Source organism: Pseudomonas sp. GW821-FHT01A09 (assembly GCF_058986725.1).
Genome location: NZ_JBYSWB010000005.1, coordinates 22,518 through 43,545 on the forward strand (window position 1 = coordinate 22,518; position 21,028 = coordinate 43,545).

General features: G+C 62.9%; 19 protein-coding genes. 15 read left to right on the top strand and 4 right to left on the bottom strand.

The genetic code is table 11. The features are described 5' to 3' along the window. Position 1 precedes the first annotated feature (1 nt). The 14 genes from plsX to AC3WJP_RS07855 all read left to right on the top strand — a co-directional run bounded on the left by plsX (position 2) and on the right by AC3WJP_RS07855 (position 11,839). Positions 2 to 1,012 (top strand): phosphate acyltransferase PlsX, encoded by a 1,011-nt coding sequence (plsX, locus tag AC3WJP_RS07790; protein WP_493720904.1) that lies wholly within the window; start codon positions 2 to 4, stop codon positions 1,010 to 1,012. A gap of 127 nt (positions 1,013 to 1,139) precedes the next feature. After that, complete coding sequence (fabD, locus tag AC3WJP_RS07795) at positions 1,140 to 2,078, top strand: ACP S-malonyltransferase (protein WP_493720905.1); 939 nt, start codon at positions 1,140 to 1,142, stop codon at positions 2,076 to 2,078. 16 nt (positions 2,079 to 2,094) lie between these two features. After that, positions 2,095 to 2,835, top strand: coding sequence for a 3-oxoacyl-ACP reductase FabG (gene fabG / locus AC3WJP_RS07800; protein ID WP_493720906.1), 741 nt, complete (start codon positions 2,095 to 2,097; stop codon positions 2,833 to 2,835). A 196-nt stretch (positions 2,836 to 3,031) separates the two neighbouring features. Next, the gene (gene acpP, locus AC3WJP_RS07805; protein WP_016973676.1) at positions 3,032 to 3,268 is read left to right on the top strand and encodes an acyl carrier protein; all 237 of its coding nucleotides are present in this window, start codon (positions 3,032 to 3,034) and stop codon (positions 3,266 to 3,268) included. Positions 3,269 to 3,381: 113 nt separating this feature from the next. After that, on the top strand, positions 3,382 to 4,626 hold the full coding sequence (fabF, locus tag AC3WJP_RS07810) for a beta-ketoacyl-ACP synthase II (protein ID WP_493720907.1): 1,245 nt from the start codon (positions 3,382 to 3,384) through the stop codon (positions 4,624 to 4,626). Beyond that, positions 4,626 to 5,441: an aminodeoxychorismate lyase gene (gene pabC, locus AC3WJP_RS07815; protein WP_493720908.1), complete on the top strand. Its 816-nt coding sequence runs from the start codon at positions 4,626 to 4,628 to the stop codon at positions 5,439 to 5,441. Before fabF ends, pabC begins: the two co-directional genes overlap by 1 nt. Before the next feature lie 3 nt (positions 5,442 to 5,444). Further along, a complete protein-coding gene (mltG, locus tag AC3WJP_RS07820; protein WP_493720909.1) occupies positions 5,445 to 6,593 on the top strand; it encodes an endolytic transglycosylase MltG in 1,149 nt (382 codons plus the stop codon). Next, positions 6,590 to 7,222: a dTMP kinase gene (tmk, locus tag AC3WJP_RS07825; RefSeq protein WP_493720910.1), complete on the top strand. Its 633-nt coding sequence runs from the start codon at positions 6,590 to 6,592 to the stop codon at positions 7,220 to 7,222. Before mltG ends, tmk begins: the two co-directional genes overlap by 4 nt. Continuing rightward, positions 7,215 to 8,198 (top strand): DNA polymerase III subunit delta', encoded by a 984-nt coding sequence (locus tag AC3WJP_RS07830; RefSeq protein WP_493720911.1) that lies wholly within the window; start codon positions 7,215 to 7,217, stop codon positions 8,196 to 8,198. The genes tmk and AC3WJP_RS07830 overlap by 8 nt, the downstream gene beginning before the upstream one ends. Before the next feature lie 122 nt (positions 8,199 to 8,320). Further along, positions 8,321 to 8,677: a PilZ domain-containing protein gene (locus AC3WJP_RS07835; protein WP_226503383.1), complete on the top strand. Its 357-nt coding sequence runs from the start codon at positions 8,321 to 8,323 to the stop codon at positions 8,675 to 8,677. A gap of 24 nt (positions 8,678 to 8,701) precedes the next feature. Beyond that, entirely contained in the window at positions 8,702 to 9,490 is a 789-nt protein-coding gene (locus AC3WJP_RS07840; protein ID WP_493721172.1) for a TatD family hydrolase, read from the top strand. Positions 9,491 to 9,824: 334 nt separating this feature from the next. Further along, the gene (locus tag AC3WJP_RS07845; RefSeq protein WP_493720912.1) at positions 9,825 to 10,457 is read left to right on the top strand and encodes a TetR/AcrR family transcriptional regulator; all 633 of its coding nucleotides are present in this window, start codon (positions 9,825 to 9,827) and stop codon (positions 10,455 to 10,457) included. Positions 10,458 to 10,607: 150 nt separating this feature from the next. Next, positions 10,608 to 11,210 (top strand): DUF4823 domain-containing protein, encoded by a 603-nt coding sequence (locus AC3WJP_RS07850; protein WP_493720913.1) that lies wholly within the window; start codon positions 10,608 to 10,610, stop codon positions 11,208 to 11,210. Positions 11,211 to 11,284: 74 nt separating this feature from the next. Then, positions 11,285 to 11,839: a DUF1285 domain-containing protein gene (locus tag AC3WJP_RS07855; protein ID WP_493720914.1), complete on the top strand. Its 555-nt coding sequence runs from the start codon at positions 11,285 to 11,287 to the stop codon at positions 11,837 to 11,839. Positions 11,840 to 11,890: 51 nt separating this feature from the next. Here AC3WJP_RS07855 and AC3WJP_RS07860 read toward each other — a convergent pair whose 3' ends face one another. Beyond that, the gene (locus AC3WJP_RS07860; RefSeq protein WP_493720915.1) at positions 11,891 to 13,675 is read right to left on the bottom strand and encodes a bifunctional diguanylate cyclase/phosphodiesterase; all 1,785 of its coding nucleotides are present in this window, start codon (positions 13,673 to 13,675) and stop codon (positions 11,891 to 11,893) included. Positions 13,676 to 13,893: 218 nt separating this feature from the next. Next, positions 13,894 to 15,975, bottom strand: coding sequence for a carboxy terminal-processing peptidase (locus AC3WJP_RS07865; RefSeq protein WP_493720916.1), 2,082 nt, complete (start codon positions 15,973 to 15,975; stop codon positions 13,894 to 13,896). Positions 15,976 to 16,114: 139 nt separating this feature from the next. Between AC3WJP_RS07865 and AC3WJP_RS07870 the strand changes: the two genes are divergently transcribed. Further along, positions 16,115 to 17,077, top strand: coding sequence for an alcohol dehydrogenase catalytic domain-containing protein (locus tag AC3WJP_RS07870; RefSeq protein WP_493720917.1), 963 nt, complete (start codon positions 16,115 to 16,117; stop codon positions 17,075 to 17,077). Positions 17,078 to 17,418: 341 nt separating this feature from the next. Here the strand turns inward: AC3WJP_RS07870 and AC3WJP_RS07875 are convergent, their stop codons facing one another. Continuing rightward, complete coding sequence (locus AC3WJP_RS07875) at positions 17,419 to 18,777, bottom strand: HlyD family type I secretion periplasmic adaptor subunit (protein WP_493720918.1); 1,359 nt, start codon at positions 18,775 to 18,777, stop codon at positions 17,419 to 17,421. A 2-nt stretch (positions 18,778 to 18,779) separates the two neighbouring features. Continuing rightward, positions 18,780 to 20,966, bottom strand: coding sequence for a type I secretion system permease/ATPase (locus AC3WJP_RS07880; RefSeq protein ID WP_493721173.1), 2,187 nt, complete (start codon positions 20,964 to 20,966; stop codon positions 18,780 to 18,782). Positions 20,967 to 21,028 lie beyond the last annotated feature (62 nt).

Consider the following 21,028-nt stretch of genomic DNA (forward strand, 5'->3'; position numbering starts at 1 on the left):
CTTGTCCGCTCAGATCATCGCGATCGACGCAATGGGCGGGGACTTCGGTCCCCGCAGCATTGTCGAGGCCTGCCTCGCCTGCCTGTCTGCAAACCCCTCGCTGTACCTGACCCTCGTCGGTCAACCCCAACTCCTTGAACAGCTTCTCGCCCAGCATCGTGGTGTGGACCGCTCGCGTCTGCAGATTGCTACGGCCAGCGAAGTGGTCGGCATGGACGACAAGCCCTCCGTAGCGCTGCGTGGCAAGCCTGACTCATCGATGCGGGTGGCGCTGGAACTGGTGCGCGACGACAAGGTCCAGGCGATGGTCAGCGCCGGCAATACCGGGGCGTTGATGGCGTTGTCGCGTCACGTGCTCAAGACCGTGCCGGGCATCGATCGCCCGGCCATGGTCGCGGCGCTGCCGACCCAGACCGGCCACTGTCAGTTGCTCGATCTGGGCGCCAATGTCGATTGCAGCGCCGAACAGTTGTTGCAGTTCGCCGTCATGGGCTCCGTGGCCGCTCAAGCGCTGGGCATTGCTCGGCCGCGCGTGGCGCTGCTCAACATCGGCACCGAAGACATCAAGGGCAACCAGCAGGTCAAGCAGGCGGCGGCGTTGCTGCAGGCGGCGCGCGACCTTAACTACATCGGCTTTATCGAAGGCGACGGTCTGTACCGCGGCGAGGCCGATGTGGTGGTGTGCGACGGATTCGTCGGCAACGTGCTGCTCAAGTCCAGCGAGGGGCTGGCGAGCATGATCGCTGCGCGCACCGAGGCGGTGTTCAATTCCGGGATCTTTTCGCGCCTGGCGGGGGCGGTGGCCTTGCCGCTGCTCAAGCGCCTGCGCAGCGAATTGGCGCCGGCGCGGCACAACGGCGCGAGCTTTCTCGGGCTGCAGGGCATCGTCATCAAGAGCCACGGCTCGGCCGGTGCGGAAGGCTTTCGCAGCGCCATCGAGCGCGCCGTGGTGGAGATTCGCGAAGATCTGCCGCGACGCCTGCAAGGCTGCCTTGCCGATCGTTTGCCTTAGGCATGATCGGCCAAGGAATGCTTAAATGTGACCACCCGGTTTCAATTGCCATCCAATTGTCAGTTTCGCGCGGCCTGCGTGTTGGGCCGTCAACTCCGTGACGACACGATCATTAAGGGCTCGTTTCATGTCTGCATCCCTCGCATTCGTCTTTCCTGGGCAAGGTTCCCAGTCCCTCGGCATGCTTGCCGAGCAGGGCGCCCAGCATCCGCTGGTCGTCGATACGTTCGCTGAAGCGTCAGCCGCCCTGGGTTACGACCTGTGGGACCTGACCCAGCGCGGCCCGGTCGAGTTGCTGAACCAGACCGACAAGACCCAGCCCGCCATCCTCACCGCCTCCGTTACGCTGTGGCGCCTGTGGCAAGCGCAAGTCGGCAAGCAGCCGGCATTCGTCGCCGGCCATAGCCTGGGTGAATACAGCGCGCTGGTCGCCGCTGGCAGTGTTGGCCTCGCCGATGCCGTCAAGCTGGTGGAAAAGCGCGGTCAGCTGATGCAGGAAGCCGTGCCGGCAGGCATGGGCGGCATGGCCGCCATTCTGGGGCTGGCGGATGCCGAGGTGATCGCTGCTTGCGCCGAAGCGGCCCAGGGCGAGGTGGTCAGTGCCGTCAACTTCAACTCCCCTGGCCAGGTGGTGATCGCCGGCTCCAGAACCGCGGTCGAGCGTGCCATTGAAGGCTGCAAGGCCCGCGGTGCCAAGCGCGCCATGCCGCTGCCGGTCAGCGTGCCGTCGCACTGCGCGCTGATGCGCCCGGCGGCGGAAAAGTTCGCCGCCTCGATCGAAGCCATCGACTGGCAGGCGCCGAGCATCCCGCTGGTGCAGAACGTCAGCGCCAGCGTGGCGACCGACGTCGCCACCCTCAAGAGCGATTTGCTCAAGCAGTTGTACATGCCGGTTCGTTGGGTCGAATCGGTGGCCTTCCTGGCCAGCCAGGGCGCCGTCAACCTGGTCGAATGCGGCCCGGGCAAAGTGCTCGCGGGCCTCAACAAGCGCTGCGCCGAAGGCGTCAGCACGACCAATCTGGATACCCCCGATGCCTTCGCCGCCGCTGCTGCGGCGCAGGCTTGAAGCAGGAGATAGTTGCATGAGCTTGCAAGGTAAAGTTGCGCTGGTGACCGGCGCCAGCCGTGGCATCGGCCAGGCCATCGCCCTTGAACTGGGCCGTCAGGGCGCCACCGTGATCGGCACCGCGACGTCCGCGTCGGGCGCCGAACGTATTGCCGCCACGCTCAAGGAGCATGGCATCACCGGGACCGGCCTGGAACTCAACGTCACCAGCGACGAGTCGGTCACCGCGACCTTGGCCGCGATCACCGCCGAATTCGGCGTACCGGCGATTCTGGTGAACAACGCTGGCATCACGCGCGACAACCTCATGATGCGCATGAAGGACGACGAGTGGTACGACGTCATCGACACCAACCTCAACAGCCTGTTCCGCCTGTCCAAGGCCGTTTTGCGCGGCATGACCAAAGCGCGTTGGGGCCGAATCATCAGTATCGGTTCGGTAGTGGGTGCAATGGGCAACGCAGGCCAAGTAAACTACGCCGCCGCGAAAGCCGGGCTCGAAGGTTTCAGCCGCGCTCTGGCGCGTGAAGTGGGCTCCCGGTCGATCACGGTCAACTCGGTGGCGCCTGGTTTCATTGACACCGACATGACCCGTGAGCTGCCTGAAGCACAACGCGAAGCACTGCTGACGCAAATCCCGCTGGGCCGTCTGGGCCAGGCCGAGGAAATCGCGCAAGTGGTCGCTTTTCTGGCTTCCGAGGGTGCAGCTTACGTGACCGGAGCTACAATTCCGGTGAACGGCGGCATGTACATGTAAGCTGTGTGCGACATTTTTTCGCTAAAAATGTCATACGAGGCGAGCAAAAATCCGTTATAAAGCTGCAACCCAATTCGGGGCAGCGGGCCAATGTTAGATCGCTGCGACGCTTTCAGTTTGAAAAGCCGAGCGCTTTCGATAAACTTACGCACCGGCCAGCTGCCTGACTTATGTCCATTAGGAGTGAAAACAAGGTATGAGCACCATCGAAGAACGCGTCAAGAAAATCGTTGCCGAGCAACTGGGCGTTAAGGAAGAAGAAGTCACCAACAGTGCTTCTTTCGTAGAAGACCTGGGTGCCGATTCCCTTGATACCGTTGAGCTGGTGATGGCTCTGGAAGAGGAATTCGAGACCGAGATTCCAGACGAAGAAGCTGAGAAGATCACGACTGTACAAGCGGCCATCGATTACGTTACTGCCCACCAGGCGTAATGATTGTGTAATCGTCGCTTTGCTGTCTCGGAAAAACCGCACTGCCTTTGCTGGCGTGCGGTTTTTTCTTTAGATGGCAGGCGCGCCGTCGTCAATAGAATAAGGAGAGTACTGTGTCGCGTAGACGCGTCGTGGTCACTGGTTTGGGTATGCTGTCGCCGCTGGGCACTGACGTGCCGAGCACCTGGCAGGGCATTCTGGCTGGCCGCAGTGGTATTGGTCCGATCGAACATACGGATCTTTCTGCCTATTCGACCCGTTTCGGCGGCTCGGTCAAGGACTTCAAGGTCGAGGAGTACCTCTCGGTCAAGGAGGCTCGCAAGCTCGATCTGTTCATTCAATACGGCCTGGCAGCGGGTTTCCAGGCAGTTCGCGATGCGGGCCTGGTCGTCACCGATGCCAACCGCGAGCGTATCGGCGTGGCCATGGGCTCGGGTATCGGTGGCCTCACCAATATCGAGGAAACCAGCCGCACCTTGCATGATTCCGGCCCACGACGGATTTCACCGTTCTTCGTGCCTGGCTCGATCATCAACATGATTTCCGGATTTCTGTCCATCCATCTGGGTGTACAAGGTCCCAACTTCGCCATCGCCACGGCGTGCACCACTGGCACCCATTGCATCGGCATGGCCTTTCGCAATATCGCCTACGGCGAAGCCGACGTGATGATTGCCGGCGGTGCCGAGATGGCCGCCTGCGGCCTGGGCATGGGCGGTTTCGGCGCGGCGCGGGCAATGTCCACGCGCAATGACGAACCCCAACGCGCCAGCCGCCCTTGGGACAAGGGCCGTGACGGTTTCGTGCTGGCCGACGGTGCCGGCGCCCTGGTGCTTGAAGAGCTCGAACACGCTCAGGCTCGCGGCGCCACCATCTACGCCGAGCTGATCGGCTTCGGCATGAGTGGCGACGCCTTCCACATGACCTCGCCGCCCGAAGACGGCGCCGGTGCCGCGCGCTGCATGGCCAACGCCCTGCGCGATGCCAAGGTCAACCCGAATGAGGTGCAGTACATCAACGCCCACGGCACTTCGACGCCGGTCGGTGACCTGGCCGAAGTACAGGCGATCAAGTCGGTATTCGGCGAGCACGCGCACAGCCTGGCGGTGAGCTCGACCAAATCCATGACCGGTCATCTGCTGGGTGCTGCGGGCGCCGTCGAGGCGATCTTCAGCGTGCTGGCGATCCGCGACCAGGTGGCGCCGCCGACCATCAACCTCGATGAGCCGGACGAAGGCTGCGATCTCGACTTCGTTCCCCATGAAGCACGGCGGATGCCGATCGATGTGGTGCTGTCCAACTCGTTCGGATTTGGTGGCACCAACGGCTCGCTGGTGCTGCGCCGGTTCGTCGCTTGATGCACAGCTGGGTCGACGGCGTTGCGCAGTCGCAGGTCGGGCTGAACAACCGCGGCCTGGCTTATGGTGATGGTCTGTTCGAGACCATGGCCGTGCGTAGCGGGCGGCCCATGCTGCTCGACCGGCATCTGCAGCGTTTGCACTCGGGCTGCGAGCGCCTGGCGCTGGTGGCCGACCCGCAGCAGGTGCGCGAGGAAGTCCTCGCGTACTCTGCGGCGATGGGCGAGGGTGTGCTCAAGCTGATCCTGACCCGTGGCGACAGCCCTCGCGGCTATGCCGCCGACCCTCGAGCGCCAGCCCGGCGTATCTTGCAAGCCAGTTCGTTGCCCAGCTATCCGGCCGCTCACGGCGCCGAGGGTGTGCGGCTATTCCCTTGTCGTACGCGTCTGGCCGAGCAACCGCTGCTGGCCGGTCTCAAACATCTCAATCGCCTGGAGCAAGTGCTGGCCCGTAACGAATGGCAAGGCAGCGACTATGCCGAGGGCTTGATGTGCGACGGGCAGGGCCGGGTGATCGAGGGCGTCTACAGCAATCTGTTTCTGGTCCGTGACGGCATGTTGTACACAGCCGATCTGGCCCGCTGTGGCGTGGCGGGCACCTTGCGCGCAGAGCTGCTGGATCAGGCCCCGGCACTGGGCATCCGCGTGAAAGTCTGTGACCTGACATTGCAGGATCTTGCCGCTGCGGATGAAGTCTTCGTGTGCAACAGCGTCTACGGCATCTGGCCAGTCCTGGGCGCCGATGCGCTCCGCTGGTCGGCCGGTCCGCTGACCCGTAAACTGCAAACCCTCGCCTGTGCACTATTGGACCTGTGATCTGTGATACGTAAATTCTTGGTACTGCTCGAAACCGTGCTGATCGTCGCAGTCCTGGTGGTGGGCGCTGCCGCATGGAAAACCCGACACGCGCTGGACCAGCCGCTGACCATGGCCAACGAAACCCTGGTTGAAGTCCCGAGCGGTTCGACCCCGGGGCGCATGTTCAATCGCTTGGAGGCCGACGGCCTGATCGACGATGCCTGGTGGCTGCGTCTGTATTGGCGCTTCAACCTCGAAGGCCAGCCGTTGCACACCGGCGAGTATCGCCTGACACCCGGCATGACCGTACGCGACATGCTCGGCGTGTGGCAGCGCGGTGAAGTGGTGCAGTACAGCCTGACGCTGGTGGAAGGCTGGAATTTCCGTCAGGTCCGCGGCGCCCTGGCCAAGCAGGAAAAACTCCAGCAGACCCTCGCCGGCCTCAGCGACAGTGAGCTGATGGACAAGCTCGGCCATCCCGGGGTGTTTCCCGAGGGCCGGTTTTTCCCCGACACCTACAAGTTCACCCGCGGCATGACCGATGCCGAAATCCTCACCCAGGCCTACAAGCGTCTGGACGAGGTGCTGGCTCAGGAGTGGAGCCAGCGTGCCGACGATCTGCCTTACACCGAGCCTTATCAGGCACTGATCATGGCCTCGATGGTCGAGAAGGAAACCGGCGTGCCGCAGGAACGCGGCGAAATCGCCGGTGTATTCATCCGTCGTCTGCGTACGGGCATGTTGCTGCAGACCGACCCCACCGTCATCTATGGCATGGGCGAGCGTTACAGCGGCAAACTCAGCCGCGCCGACCTCAAGCAGCCGACACCCTACAACACCTACCTGAACGCCGGCATGCCGCCGACCCCTATTGCCATGGTCGGCCGCGAGGCAATTCATGCGGCGCTCAATCCGCAGGACGGCACCAGCCTGTATTTCGTCGCCCGCGGTGATGGCAGCCACGTGTTCTCCGACGACCTGGACGCCCACAACAACGCCGTGCGCGAGTTCCAGCTCAAGCGCCGCGCCGATTATCGCTCCAGCCCGGCGCCCATCCCGGTGCCTGCTCCCAATCCTGAGCAGACGCCCACTGATGTCGCCACGCCGCCGGCGCTGCCAGCCCAGGCCACCGAGCCTGGCCCCACTGCACAAGATAAGGACGCCCAGTGACCGGTCTGTTCATTACCCTTGAAGGTCCCGAAGGGGCCGGCAAGAGCACCAATCGTGAATACCTTGCCCTGCAATTGCGCGCCGCCGGCCTGGATGTGGTGCTGACCCGCGAACCCGGCGGCACGCCACTGGCCGAGCGCATCCGTGAAGTGCTGCTGGCGCCCAGCGACGAGCCCATGAACGCCGACGCCGAATTGCTGCTGATGTTCGCCGCCCGTGCCCAGCACATCGCCCAGGTGATACGCCCGGCGTTGCAGCGGGGTGCCGTGGTGCTCTGTGATCGTTTTACCGATGCTACTTACGCCTATCAGGGCGGCGGTCGCGGCCTGCCGGCAGAGCGTATCGCCACCCTCGAGCGCTTCGTGCAAGGTGACCTGCAGCCTGACCTGACGCTGATTTTCGACCTACCCATCGAAGTCGGCCTGGCGCGGGCCAGCGCACGGGGGCGGCTGGATCGTTTCGAGCAGGAGGGCCGCGTCTTCTTCGACGCCGTGCGCAGTGCCTATCTGGCCCGCGCCGCCACCGACACCCAGCGTTATCGCATCGTCGATGCCTCGCGGTCCCTCGCTGAGGTGCAATTGGCGCTGGACGCGCTGGTGCCGGTGATGCTGGAGTCGGCCCGTGGCTGAATACCCCTGGCAGCAGGCGTTGTGGCAGCAGTTCGCGGGGCGTGCCCAGCACGCCCACGCCTATCTGTTGCACGGGCCCAAGGGCATCGGCAAGCGCGCGCTGGCCGAGCGGCTGATGGCCTTGCTGCTGTGCCAGCACCCACGCCCCGAGGACGCCTGCGGCAGCTGTAAATCCTGCATGCTGCTGGCGGCCGGCACCCATCCCGACAATTACGTGCTGGAGCCCGAAGAAGCCGACAAGGCCATCAAGGTCGATCAGGTCCGCGATCTGGTCGGCTTCGTGGTGCAGACTGCGCAACTGGCCGGCCGCAAGGTAGTGCTGATCGAACCGGTGGAGTCGATGAACGTCAACGCCGCCAACGCCCTGCTGAAGAGCCTTGAGGAGCCGTCCGGCAATACCGTGCTGCTGCTGATCAGCCACCAGCCCAGCCGCCTGTTGCCGACCATCAAGAGCCGTTGCGTGCAGCAGGCCTGTCCGTTGCCCGGGCGCGAGCAAAGTCTGGCATGGCTGGCCGAGGCGCTGCCGGCGCTGAGCCAGGACGAGCGCGACGAATTGCTCACCCTGGCTGCGGGCTCGCCGCTGGCTGCCGTCGATCTGCAAGCCCAGGGTGTGCGCGAACAGCGCGCGTTGGTGGTGGAGGGGGTCAAGAAGCTGCTCAAGCAGCAGGCCTCGCCCACGCAGCTGGCCGAAGGCTGGAACGCGGTGCCGCTGTTGCTGCTGTTCGACTGGTTCTGCGACTGGTCGAACCTGATCCTGCGCTATCAGCTCACCGATGACGAAGCCGGCCTGGGCTTGGCGGACATGCGCAAGGTGGTGCAGTATCTGGCGCACAAAACCCCTCAGGTCAAGGTCCTGAGCGTGCAGGACTGGATTCTGCTGCAACGCCAGAAGGTGCTCGCCAAGGCCAACCTCAATCGGGTGCTGTTGCTTGAGGCGCTGCTGGTTTCCTGGGCGGCCTTGCCGGGCAACGGCTAATGGAGCATTGTGGTATTTTGGCGGTCTGATGTTCAAAGTGCCATCAGTTGTCGATATTGCTTCAGTCGATTCAACCCAGCGTGTCCGCGGCTTCGATGCCCGGCCGCAGTGAAGGAAGCCGCATGAATCAGCCAGTCAATCCGGGCCCGCGCAACGGTATCCTGTCCCTGACCATCAAGGACAAGGCCGTGCTTTACGCGGCCTACATGCCGTTCATCAAGAACGGCGGCCTGTTCATTCCCACCAGCAAAAGCTACAAGTTGGGCGACGAGCTGTTCATGCTGCTCAACTTGATGGATGAAGGCGAGAAGATTCCCGTGGCCGGCAAGGTCGCCTGGATTACCCCCAAGGGCGCCCAGGGTAACCGCGCCGCCGGCGTCGGTGTGCAGTTCAACGATGGCGACGACACCGCGCGCAACAAGATTGAAACCTACCTGGCGGGCGCCCTGAAGTCCGACCGTCCCACTCATACGATGTAGTTGCCCATGTCTGCCGATAGCCGTTTGCTCGTCGATTCCCACTGCCACCTCGATCGCCTCGACCTGAGTGCCCACGATGGCTCGCTTGATCGCGCCCTCGACGCCGCGCGCGCTCGAGGGGTAGGGCACTTTCTATGCATCGGGGTCAGCGCCGACAACGCCGCGGCGGTGAAGGCGCTGGCCGACAAGTACGCCGACGTCGACTGCTCGGTGGGCATCCACCCACTGGACCTCAAGCCAGGTGAGGAGCCCGCCCTGGACTGGTTGCTGCGCGAGCTGGACCACCCGCGGGTGGTGGCCATCGGTGAGACCGGCCTGGATTACCACTACGAACCCGAGGCGGCGCAGCTGCAACAGGCGTCGTTCCGCTTGCACCTGCAGGCCGCCAACGCCACCGGCAAACCCGTGATCGTGCATACCCGCGGCGCCCGCGCCGACACCCTGACACTGTTGCGCGAAGCACAGCTGCCACAGGGCGGTGTACTGCACTGCTTCACCGAAGACTGGGACATGGCCAAGGCGGCCCTGGATCTGGGCTTCTATATCTCGTTGTCCGGGATCGTCACCTTCCGCAACGCCGATGCTCTGCGCGATGTGGCTCGGCAGGTGCCAGCCGACCGCTTGCTGGTCGAGACCGACTCGCCTTATCTGGCGCCGATTCCGTACCGCGGCAAGCCCAACCTGCCGCAGTACGTGCGCGAAGTGGCGGAGTACCTGGCCATGCTGCGCGGCGTGCCGTACGAAGCATTCGCGGCGCAGACCACCGAGAACTTCAAGCGCCTGTTTCCCCTGGCGCACGTGCAGGCCGAATAGCGGATCGACAGGCAAAAAAAACCCGGGTTCTGGGGGGTGAATCCGGGTTAAGACCATTAGGAGTAAAACAAAGGCGCGCGGTCCATCGACACCTTTATTGGCACGTCACTTGGGGGATATGGCGCGTCAACATGCTTGAGTATCGTTGAGGTTTGGCGCTGCGCCAGTAGTTATTGATCGTTTTTTAAACAATTTTGAAATAGGCAGGCCGCTGCTCAGCACCAATGGCCTGATCCCAAGGACGCGTCGGATCTGCGTGATCAGCGGATGATCCGTGCAATTTCGCGCAAGATAGGCATAATACTTCGCTTCGATTTTGACCCAGTCCTTCTTTATGCAGAAAGAACCCCGCAAGGTCCGCGAGTTTCGTCGCCGCGAACAGGAAATTCTCGATACCGCCCTCAAGCTCTTCCTCGAGCAGGGAGAAGACAGCGTCACGGTGGAAATGATCGCCGATGCCGTGGGTATCGGCAAAGGCACGATCTACAAGCATTTCAAGTCCAAGGCCGAGATCTATCTGCGCCTGATGCTCGACTACGAGCGCGATTTGAATCAGCTGCTGCTGTCGTCCGACGTCGAGAATGACCGCGAGTCCTTGTCCCGCGCCTACTTCGAGTTCCGCATGCGCGACCCGCAGCGCTATCGCTTATTCGATCGTCTCGAGGAGAAGGTGGTCAAGGGCAATCAGGTGCCGGAGATGGTCGAGCAGTTGCATGCGATCCGCGCCTCCAATTTCGAGCACTTGACCCAGCTGATCAAGGGCCGCATCGACGAGGGCAAGCTCGAAGACGTGCCGCCGTACTTCCATTACTGCGCCGCCTGGGCCCTGGTGCACGGCGCAGTGGCGCTGTATCACTCGCCGTTCTGGAGCAATGTGCTGGAAGATCAGGAAGGCTTCTTCCAGTTCCTCATGGACATCGGCGTGCGTATGGGCAACAAGCGCAAGCGCGATAGCGATCCCGTGTAGCGGGGGGGCTTGCCCCCGATCATCGTGCCGCCAGCATTGATGTTTGTTGGCCGATTTTCGGGGGCAAGCCCCCTCGCTACGGATACTGGCGCAAAAGCTGCATCACGCCGCTTATTCGCCGGTTTTTCGTCGCCGGTCTCTGGAGGAATGATGCGTAATCTGCTCTTGGTACTGGCGCTCGCGGCGCTGGGCGGTTGTATGAGCGTCAGCGACATGGGTGTGGTGGCGCACGATCAGTTGAGCGATGCCGGAGTGCTGGATCACAGCGATACCAAGCGCTCGACCAATTTCCGTCTGCAACCCGACTCTTTCATCTTCATCGCTCAGGGGCCTTTCGTCCCGCCGGGCGGAGCCTACCCACGGCCCAACGTAGTGGCCGAGGAAGCCTTCAACGGCTTTATCCAGTACTTTCCCATGGTCCGCCGGGCCCGCGCTCCCGAGGGCCTGGACGACGCCATGAACGAGGCTCGCGATGCCGGGGCGCATTACCTGCTGTACACGCGCTTTGCCAACGCCGATGACCGTATCGGCAATACCGATGAATGGCAGGACCAGGAAGCCCTCGATCGTCTGGGCGTGGACCACGCCGTCATCCAGGTGATGGTGATCGAGACCAGTACCCGTTATTTGATCGATACCGCGACCATTCGCTTGCGTGGCGGTTTGCTGACGCTGCACGACAAAAAACCGCAGGATTTGCTTGGGCCACCCCTGACCGATTACGCTCGACGTTTGCTGGGTGTAGAGCGCTAGTCGCGCAGTCGTGTCATTGGCCTGCTCGGCGAAACTGGCGCTCGCCCCCCGGCGGCGATTTCGAGGAGCACGCGATGACCGACGCCAGCAATCTATTGGCGCAAATTCCCCCCGCCAAGGGCCCCGCCCCCGTGCACCTGTGGAACCCGGATTTCTGCGGTGACATCGACATGCGCATCGCCCGTGATGGCACCTGGTTCTACCAAGGTACGCCGATCGACCGTGCACCCATGGTGCGGCTGTTTTCCACCATTCTGCGCCGCGACGGAGACGATTACTTTCTGGTGACGCCGGTGGAGAAGGTCGGCATCCAGGTCGAAGACGCGCCCTTCGTGGCGATCCGGCTGGAAGTCGAGGGGCAGGGTGAGCAACAGCGTCTGCGCTTCTTTACCAATGTCGATGACAGCTGCGAGGCCAGTGCCGAGCATCCGCTGCGCGTACACATCGATGCCGACAGCCAGGAGCCTTCGCCCTACGTGCGGGTGCGGACCAACCTCGAGGCGCTGATCCATCGCAACATCTTCTATCAGCTGGTCGATCTGGCGGTCACCCGGCTCATCGATGGCCAGCCCTGGCTCGGCGTCTGGAGCCATGGTCAGTTCTTCCCTATCGGGCCCGAGCCTGCCTGACCACCTGTAGCGAGGGGGCTTGCCCCCGATAGCGGTGTGTCAGCCATATGGCTATCGGGGGCAAGCCCCCTCGCTACAGGTCGGTGTGGTACTCGTCTCGATTACATGAATGCTGTATCCCGGCACCTTCTTGGCCAGATGCTTGGCCTGCGAGGCCATTTCTGCCAGCACCTGGGCATCCAGCTGCGGGCAGTCACGGGCCTGTAGGTCGACTACGCCGATCGACAGCGACAGCAGTGGGAATTCCTCGCGCACACCCTGACGGTTATGGCTGACGAAGTAGCCCGCCTCCAGGTGCTCGGCGCGGTAGAAGCGTCGGCATTGCATCTGGAAATCCTCGAACAGCTGCCCCAGCCGCTTGCGCCAGTCGCTGGAGCCGAGCACCAGCATGAAATCGTCGCCGCCGATGTGCCCGACGAAATCGCGGCTGGGGTCGATTCGCTCGCTCAGGCAATGGGCCAGGCACAGCAATACCTCATCACCGCGGGCGTAGCCGTACAGATCGTTGAAGGGTTTGAAACTGTCGATGTCGACATAGCAGATCGCCGCCGACAGATTCTGCTGGAGCAAACGCGTCAGGCATTGCTGGATCGGCACGTTGCCGGGCAGCAGCGTCAGCGGGTTGGCATGGCGCGCTTGCTGGATCTTCAGCTCGGTGATCAATTTGAGCACGTCGATTACCCGGCCGAGGCCCAGATAACGGCCGCCCTGGGTGATGATGAAGTCCTCTTCGATGCGCTGTCGTGCGCGGCTGGTGATCAGGCGGCTGACTTGCTGCAGCGAATGGCTTTGCTCCACCGCGAGAAAATCATCGGTCATCAACCGGCTGATCGGCTTGCGGGCATACAGCTCGGTGGCGAAAGGCTTGAGCAGGGCGTCAGACAACGAATGCCGATGCACGATGCCGACGGGGCGTTGTTGATCGTCGAGCACCGCCAGGGAGTTGAGGTTGGCTTGCAGGCGAAATGCTTCCAGCACCTTGGGCGTCGGCGTGTCGCTGGGCACGGCGGCTTGATCGATCAGCAGGTCGGACAGGTCGCGCCGCTCTTCGGTCAGGGACGGTGGGTTGTTGTCCAGCCGCGGCAGCAGGCTGCGGGCGTCCCGGGGTGGCGCCTCCTGCGGGCGGCAGAGTAGATAGCCCTGGACCAGATCGACGCCCATGTCACTGAGCACCGCCAGCTCTTCCACCAGTTCGATGCCCTCGGCGATCACCTCGGCCCGCGAGGCGCGGGCGATCTGCAGGATCGAGCCGACGAATTCGCGCTTCACTGCGTCCTGGTGGATACCGTCGATAAAGTGCCGGTCGATCTTCACATAATCGGGGCGCAGCTCCGACCACAGTCGCAGGCTCGAATAGCCGGCGCCCAAGTCATCCAGGGCAATGGAAAAGCCCATGGCGCGGTAGTGATGCAGTGCGGTGTGCAGCAGATGAAAGTCGTCGGTGGGCGTTTGCTCGGTCAGTTCGATGACCACCTGGCTGGGTGCGATGCCATAGCGCTGCAACAGCGACAGGGTACGCCCGGACTGATGCATGGGTTCGAGCAATGACTCGGGGGAGACATTGAGGAACAGCTTGGCGCCGAGTTTCTGCTCGCTGAAGCTGCGGCAGGCTTTTTCCCGGCAGGCCATTTCCAGTTCGCTCAAGCGCCCGGCATGACGGGCGGCAGCGAATAGATTGATCGGGGAATGCAGCGGGCTGTTCGAAGGGCCGCGGCTCAGCGCTTCGTAACCAAGGATGCGTCGCTCCGACAGCGACACGATGGGCTGGAACAGGCTGTGAAGATTGCCTTGGGCGAGGATCGCCCCCAGGGCACTGAGCTGTTCGGTAATGGTCATGAAATCCTCGACGAGCGAACCCCAACCGTAGCGAGGGGGCTTGCCCCCGAAAATAGGGTCAGCCCCATGCATAGGGGTGACAGTATGATTTTCGGGGGCAAGCGCCCTCGCCACGGGGCATAAAAAAGCCGGGCGCCTTTTCGGCGCCCGGCTATTTCACGACAGCTTCATGACTACTTGATGACAGGTTGCCATCATTCAGCGTTGTTTCATCGAGCCTACTTCTTGGCCACCGAGGTGTTCAACCGCAGGTAGTCCAGCAGGATACGACCGGTTTCACTCAGGTAGGCGTCGTTTTCCGGCTTGGTATCGTTAGGATCGGTAGCCAGAGCGTCTTCGTCTTCCTTCTTCAGCTCGGTCAAAGGCGCTTCGCCCTTGGCTTTGCGACGGGTGTTCTCGAGGGCCAACTGCTGGTTCTCGATATCGGTGTGCTGCTTGCGACGCGCCGCTTCGTTGAGGCTGACGGTTTTCTCTTCCATCAGCTTCTGCGCCAGGGCCAGGCGATCACGGATGAAAATGAACTCCGGGTCGTTGTCGGTGCGCTTGTCATGCAGCGCCTTGAGCTGGGCCAGGAACGGCTTGAACGGATCGCTTTCGGGCTTGATCGCAGGGCGGATGGTGTCCCACGGCATGGCTTCGGGCAGCGCGCTTTCGCCGATTTCCTTGGTGTCGATGATCGACGGGTAGGCGACATCCGGCAGTACGCCCTGATGCTGAGTGCTCTGCCCGGACACCCGGTAGAACTTGGCCAGCGTCAGTTTCAGCTCACCATGGTTGAGCGGCTGAATGGTCTGCACGGTACCCTTGCCGAAGGTCTGGCCACCGACGATCAACGCACGATGGTAGTCCTGCATGGCGCCGGCGAAAATCTCCGAAGCCGAGGCGGACAAGCGGTTGACCAGCAGTGCCATCGGGCCTTTGTAGAAGGCGCCGGGGTTTTCGTCCTCGAGCACGTCGACGCGGCCGTCGCTGTTGCGCACCAGCACCGTGGGGCCTTTCTCGATGAACAGGCTGGTCAGTTCGGTGGCTTCCTGCAGGGAACCGCCGCCGTTGTTGCGCAGGTCGATGACCACGCCGTCGACGTTTTCCTTCTGCAGCTCGGTCAGCAGTTTCTTGACGTCGCGGGTGGTGCTCTTGTAGTCCGGATCGCCAGCGCGGAACGCCTTGAAGTCCAGATAGAAGGCCGGAATCTCGATCACACCGAGCTTGTAGTCCTTGCCATCCTGCTTGAGGTTGAGGATCGACTTCTTGGCGGCCTGTTCTTCGAGCTTCACCGCTTCGCGAGTGATGGACACGATCTTGCTGGTCTGGTCGTTCGGCGCATTGGTATGCGGAATCACCTCGAGGCGCACCACCGAGCCTTTGGCGCCACGGATCAGCTTGACCACTTCGTCCAGTCGCCAGCCGATCACATCGACCATTTCCTTGTCGCCCTGGGCCACGCCGACGATCTTGTCGGAGGGCGCCAGCTGCTTGGTCTTGTCGGCAGGGCCGGCCGGTACCAGGCGCACGACCTTGACCTGATCGTTGTCGCTCTGCAGCACCGCACCGATGCCTTCGAGCGACAGGCTCATGTTGATGTCGAAGTTTTCCGCGCTGTCAGGCGACAGGTAGTTGGTGTGCGGGTCGTAAGACATCGCGAAGGTGTTGATGTACGCCTGGAAGATATCCTCGGCGCGCGTCTGGTCGAGGCGCACCAACTGGTTCTTGTAGCGCTTGACCAGCAGGTCCTGAATGGCTTTCGGGTCTTTGCCGGCGATCTTCAAGCGCAGCACTTCGTCCATGACGCGTTTGCGCCACAGGCTGTCGAGTTCGGCCTGGTCCTTGGGCCACGGGTCGTTCTTGCGATCGACTTCAAGAGTCTCATTGCCGTTGAAGTCCATCTTGTCGACGCCCTTGCCGAGCACCGTCAGGGCGAAGTCGAGACGCTCCTTGACGCGATCCAGATAGCGCTTGTAGATGGTGAAGCCCGCGTCCAGATCGCCCTTCTTGAGGAAATCGTCGAACTGGGTTTTCCACTTGTCGAATTCGGCGATGTCGCTGGCCATGAAGTAGCTGCGCGAGGGATCGAGCAGCTTCAGGTAGCTGTCATAGATGATGACCGAGCGGGCATCGTCCAATGGCGGCTTGCTGTAGTGGTGGCGTTTGAGGAGTTCGACGACGTTGAGACTGGCGATTACCTCATCGCGATCAGGCTGCAACTTGTCCCAGCTGTTGTCGGCAAACGAATTGGCCGACATCGACAGGGTGCCGAGGCCAATGCACAGGGCGAGGGCGGAACTGGGTAAGAAATGCTTCATGCTGATTCGACGCGGGGGCAATTGATAACGCATATTAGGCCGTCTTTGAATTCGCCGGTTCCGTTGAAGCCGGACGCATAATGCGAAAAGCCCGGCGCCAAGGCGCCGGGCTCAGTCATGAGTCAACTATGGAGGCACTGTGAAGGCATTGCAAGGCGTTGAAGGACATGTCGAGTGGGTTGAGCAGCCAGGCCCAACCTGTGATGCAGGTCAAGTGAAGATTCGCGTGGCGGCGGCTGGGCTCAATCGCGCCGATCTGCTGCAGCGCGCGGGTCACTATCCGCCCCCACCGGGTGCCAGCGATATTCTCGGACTTGAGTGTTCGGGGATTATCGCCGAAGTCGGGCCGGGGTCGTCCTGGCAGGTGGGTGACCGAGTCTGCACCTTGTTGGCGGGCGGTGGCATGGCCGAGGAAGTGGTGGTCGATGGCCGTCATGTGTTGCCGGTGCCGGAGGGTGTGAGCCTGATCGACGCGGCGGCGATTCCCGAGGTCTATGCCACGGTCTGGCTCAACCTGTTCCAGCTGGCGGCGCTCAAGCCGGGGGAGAAAGTGCTGCTGCACGCTGGCGCCAGTGGCATTGGCTCGGCGGCGATCCAGCTGTGCAAGGCGTTCGGCAACCCGACCTGGGTCAGCGTCGGATCGGCCGAGCGTCTGGCCTACTGCGAGGCACTGGGCGCGCAGGGCGGCGTGGTCCGCAGCGTCGATCTGGAGGCGCTGCGCGACCTCGGGCCCTTCGACGTGATCCTCGACCCGGTGGGCGGCAACTATGCCGAGTTGAATATCAAGGTGGCGGCGCTGGATGCGCGCTGGGTGATGATCGGCTTGATGGGCGGCACCAAGGCGCAGCTCGATCTGGGCGCGGTATTGGGCAAACGCATTCATTTATTGGGCTCGACGTTGCGCAGTCGCGACGATCAGTTCAAGGCCGATCTGCTCAGCGATCTGGGCCAGCATGTGTGGCCGTTGTTCACTGAAGGGCGCTTGAGTCCGCAGGTGGTACGGACCTTCCCGATCGTCGATGCCGAAGATGCCTTCAACGAACTGGCCGGCAACCAGATCAGCGGCAAGGTGGTGCTGATCGTCGACGAGACGCTGATCTAGACCAACATGAAAGATTCATGAAACCTCGGGTTTGCGCCCGTGATGGGGCCCCTTTGCGGGCAAGCCCTGCTCCCACAGGCCATACCCCTGTAGGAGCCGGGCTTGCCCGCGAAAGGGCCGGCCCAGCCAACACAGAATCCGCTGACTCACCCCTGTAGGAGCCGGGCTTGCCCGCGAAAGGGCCAGCCCAGCCAACACAGAATCCCCTGACTCACCCCTGTAGGAGCCGGGCTTGCCCGCGAAAGGGCCGGCCCAGCCAACACAGAATCCCCTGACTCCCCCCTGTAGGAGCCGGGCTCGCCCGCGAAGTGGCCAGCCCAGTCCACACAAAATCCGTCAACTCACCGCTCGCGCAACGACTCAGTCCGCGCCTTGAGCACCGGCTTGAGCACATAATCGAGCACGCTTTTCTCTCCCGTGATGATGTCCACCGTGGCGGTCATGCCCGGGATGATCAGCAGCGGCTTGTTGTCGCCGCCCAGGTGATTGAGATCGGTACGCACCTGGATCAGATAGAAGCTGTTGCCTTTTTCATCCGTCACCGTGTCGGCGCTGATCAGTTCCAGCTTCGCTTTCAGCCCGCCATAGATGGTGTAGTCGTAGGCGCTGAATTTGACCATGGCTTTCTGCCCTGGATGGAGGAAGGCAACGTCCTGTGGCCGCACCTTGGCTTCGATCAGCAGGTTGTCTTCCACAGGCACGATCTCCAGCATATCGCTGCCCGGCTGGACCACGCCGCCGATGGTATTGACCTTCATCTGCTTGATGATGCCCTTGACCGGCGACACCACCGTGGTGCGCGTCACGCGGTCATCGATGGCGATGGTGGTGGCGGTGATCTTGGCCAGCTCCGTGCGCTTGTCGTTGAGGTCCTTGGAAGCATCGGAGCGAAAGCCCAGGGTCGACTCCTGCACCTTGCTGCGGATCTCGGCGATGGCCGCCTCGGCGCGGGGGATGGCCAGGCTGGTGGCGTCCATCTGCCCGCGAGCCTCCACGGCGCTGCGCTTGAGCCGCAGGATCTCCACCGGCGACACCGCCCCGGACTTGATCAGCGGCGTCGACATGTCCATCTCCTGCTGCAGCAGCGCCAGGCTGTTGCGGTACTGCGCCTGCTTGGAGCGGAACTCGGCCAGCTCCTGAGTCTTCTGCACCAGCTGCTGGTTGAGGGTGTTCTGCTCGCTGGCCAGCTTGCTTTGGCGCGAGGTATAGAAGGCCATTTCATCGGCGGCCACCTGTGGCGCCTTGGCCTTGATTTCATCCGACACTACAAATGGCTTGCCGGTGGCCTCCGCCGCCAGCCGATCGACCTGGGCCATCAAGGTATAGCGATCGGCCTCGCTTTCACCGCGATTGGACAGGTAGCGAGTGTCGTCGAGACGCAGCAGCGTGTCGCCTTTCTCGACCATCTGCCCCTCGCGCACCAGAATCTCCGAGACGATGCCGCCCTCCAGATTCTGGATGACCTGCACCTTGCTTGACGGAATGGCCTTGCCTTCACCCGTAGTGACTTCTTCGATCACCGCCAGCTTGGCCCACACCAGGGCGCAGATGATCAGCGCCGCGACGATCCACACGGTGATCCGCGAGCGCCGCGGCGAGTCGTTGAGGGCGGCGCTGGCGAGTTCGGGCATGAACTCCCGTTCGCCGGTCTTGCCGAAACTGTCGAGGTAGCCGCGCAGGCCACCGGTTGGCGTACTCATGTTCAGCCCTCCTGAGTGGGTGCGGTGCCGACGCGGCCTTTGCGCAGCGCTTCGATGACGGTGTCTTTGGGACCGTCGGCGACGATGCGGCCGTTGTCCAGCACGATCAGGCGATCGACCAGGCTGAGCATGGTGGTGCGATGGGTGACCAGCAGCAGAGTCTTACCCGGCATCCACGCATGGAGACGTTGGCGCAGCAGGTCTTCGCTGCTGTTGTCCATGTGGCTGGTGGGTTCGTCGAGCACCATGATCGGCGGTTCCAGCAGCATCGCCCGGGCCAGCAGCACGGCCTGGCGCTGGCCACCGGATAGGAGTTGACCACGCTCGCCCACCGGGCGGTCGAAGCCTTGCGGGTGTTGCCGCGCGAGCTCGCTGACGCCGGTCAGTTGCGCCACTTCGAGCATGCGTGCATCGCTCACGTAGCGCGCGCCAAGGGTAAGGTTGTCGCGCAGGCTGCCGGCCAGCAGCGGCAGGTCGTGGGCGACATAACCGATTTGCTGACGCAGGTCGGCCACGTCCAGTTGGCGCAGGTCCAGGCCGTCGAGCAGGATCTGCCCTTCAGCCGGCTCGTAGAAACCCATCAACAGACGCGCCAGGGTGCTTTTACCCGACCCGCTGCGGCCGATGATGCCGACCCGCTCGCCGGGCTTGATGCTGAAGGTGACGGTGCTCAAGGCCGGGGTGTTTTGCCCGGCATAGCTGAACACCACTTGGCTGAGGCCGACACCGCCCTGCAACTGCGTGCGATCGAGCGGCCTTTGCTTGATGTCTCGCTCCTGCGGCAAGGCCATCAATTGATCGGTGCTGCGCATGGTCAGCTGCGCTTGCTGATAGCGAGTGATCAGGCCGGCGATTTGCCCCAGCGGCGCGAGTACCCGACTGCCGAGCATGTAGGTGGCCACCAGCGCGCCGACGCTGAGGTTGCCGGCGATGATGCTGTAGACCCCGGCGACGATGGTGCTCATGCCGCAGAACTGCTGGATGAACAAGGTGCCATTGGTGGCCAGCGCCGCCAGATCGCGGGCGTGGCCGTCGAGGCGGGTGAGGGCGCCGTGGGTCGATTCCCAATGATGCTGACGCTCGCTCTCGGCGTTGCAGGCCTTGAGGGTTTCCAGGCCGCCGAGGGTTTCGATCAGCAGCGCCTGGCGCTCGGCGCCCAGGGTCAGGCTCTTCTGCACGGTGTCACGCAAGCGAATCTGGATCAGCAGAGCGAAGATGATGGTGATCGGGAACGCCAGCGCCGGGATGATCACCAGCCAGCCGCCCAGCAGGCCGATCACCACCAGCATCAGCACGGCGAAAGGCAGGTCGATGATGCTGGTCAGGGTGACCGCGGTGAGAAATTCACGCAGGCCCTGGAAGTCGTGGATGCTCTGGGCGAAGCCGCCGATGGAGGTGGGGCGGGCCTTCATGGACATGCCAGTGATGCGTTCGAACAGGGTTGCCGAGAGAATCAGGTCGGTCTTCTTGCCGGCCTGGTCCAGCAGGTGGGCGCGAACCACGCGCAAGATCAACTCGAAGCAGGTGCCCACCAGCAGGCCGGCGGCCAGTACCCACAGGGTCGAGGTGGCCTGGTTGGGCACCACGCGATCGTAGGTCTGCATGACGAACAGCGGCACCATCAGGCCCAGCAGATTGATCATCAGGCTGGCCAGCAGGGCGTCGCTGTAGAGCCAGCGCGACAGCTTGAGGGTGTCGCGAAACCAAGAGTCGACCCTGGGCATCAGCGGCGTGCGCAGGTCTTCCAGTTCGTGGCGAGGGCGGGCGAACAGGGCTTCGCCGGTGTAGACGCTGGCGAGCTCTTCACGGCTCAGCCATTGTTCGCCGCCCTCGGCCTCGCTAGGCAGGATCAGCGCCTGGCCATCCTCACCCCAGCGTCGCAGCACCGCGCAGCGGCCTTCCTTGAGCAACAGAAGCACCGGCAGATTGAGCGCGTTGATGCTGTCCAGCTCGCGGCGCAGCACCCGCGCCTGCAGGCTCGCGCGCGCGGCGGCGCGCGGCAGCAGATCCTTGCCCAGGCGCTGTTGAGCCAGCGGCAGCCCGGCGCTCAGGCTGGCACGGCTGACGGTGCAGCCGTGCAGCTTGCACAGGATCAGCAAGCCATCGAGCAACGGGTCGTCGAACGATTGCCGCGGGTCGCCGCTGGTCGGCGCCCGTTCAGGTGTGGGGTCAGGCGTGGGGCTGTGCATCGTGGTCAACGGCTTTACTCCAGCGGTACTTCTGCCAGTACTTCTCTACAAGTGACTCGGCA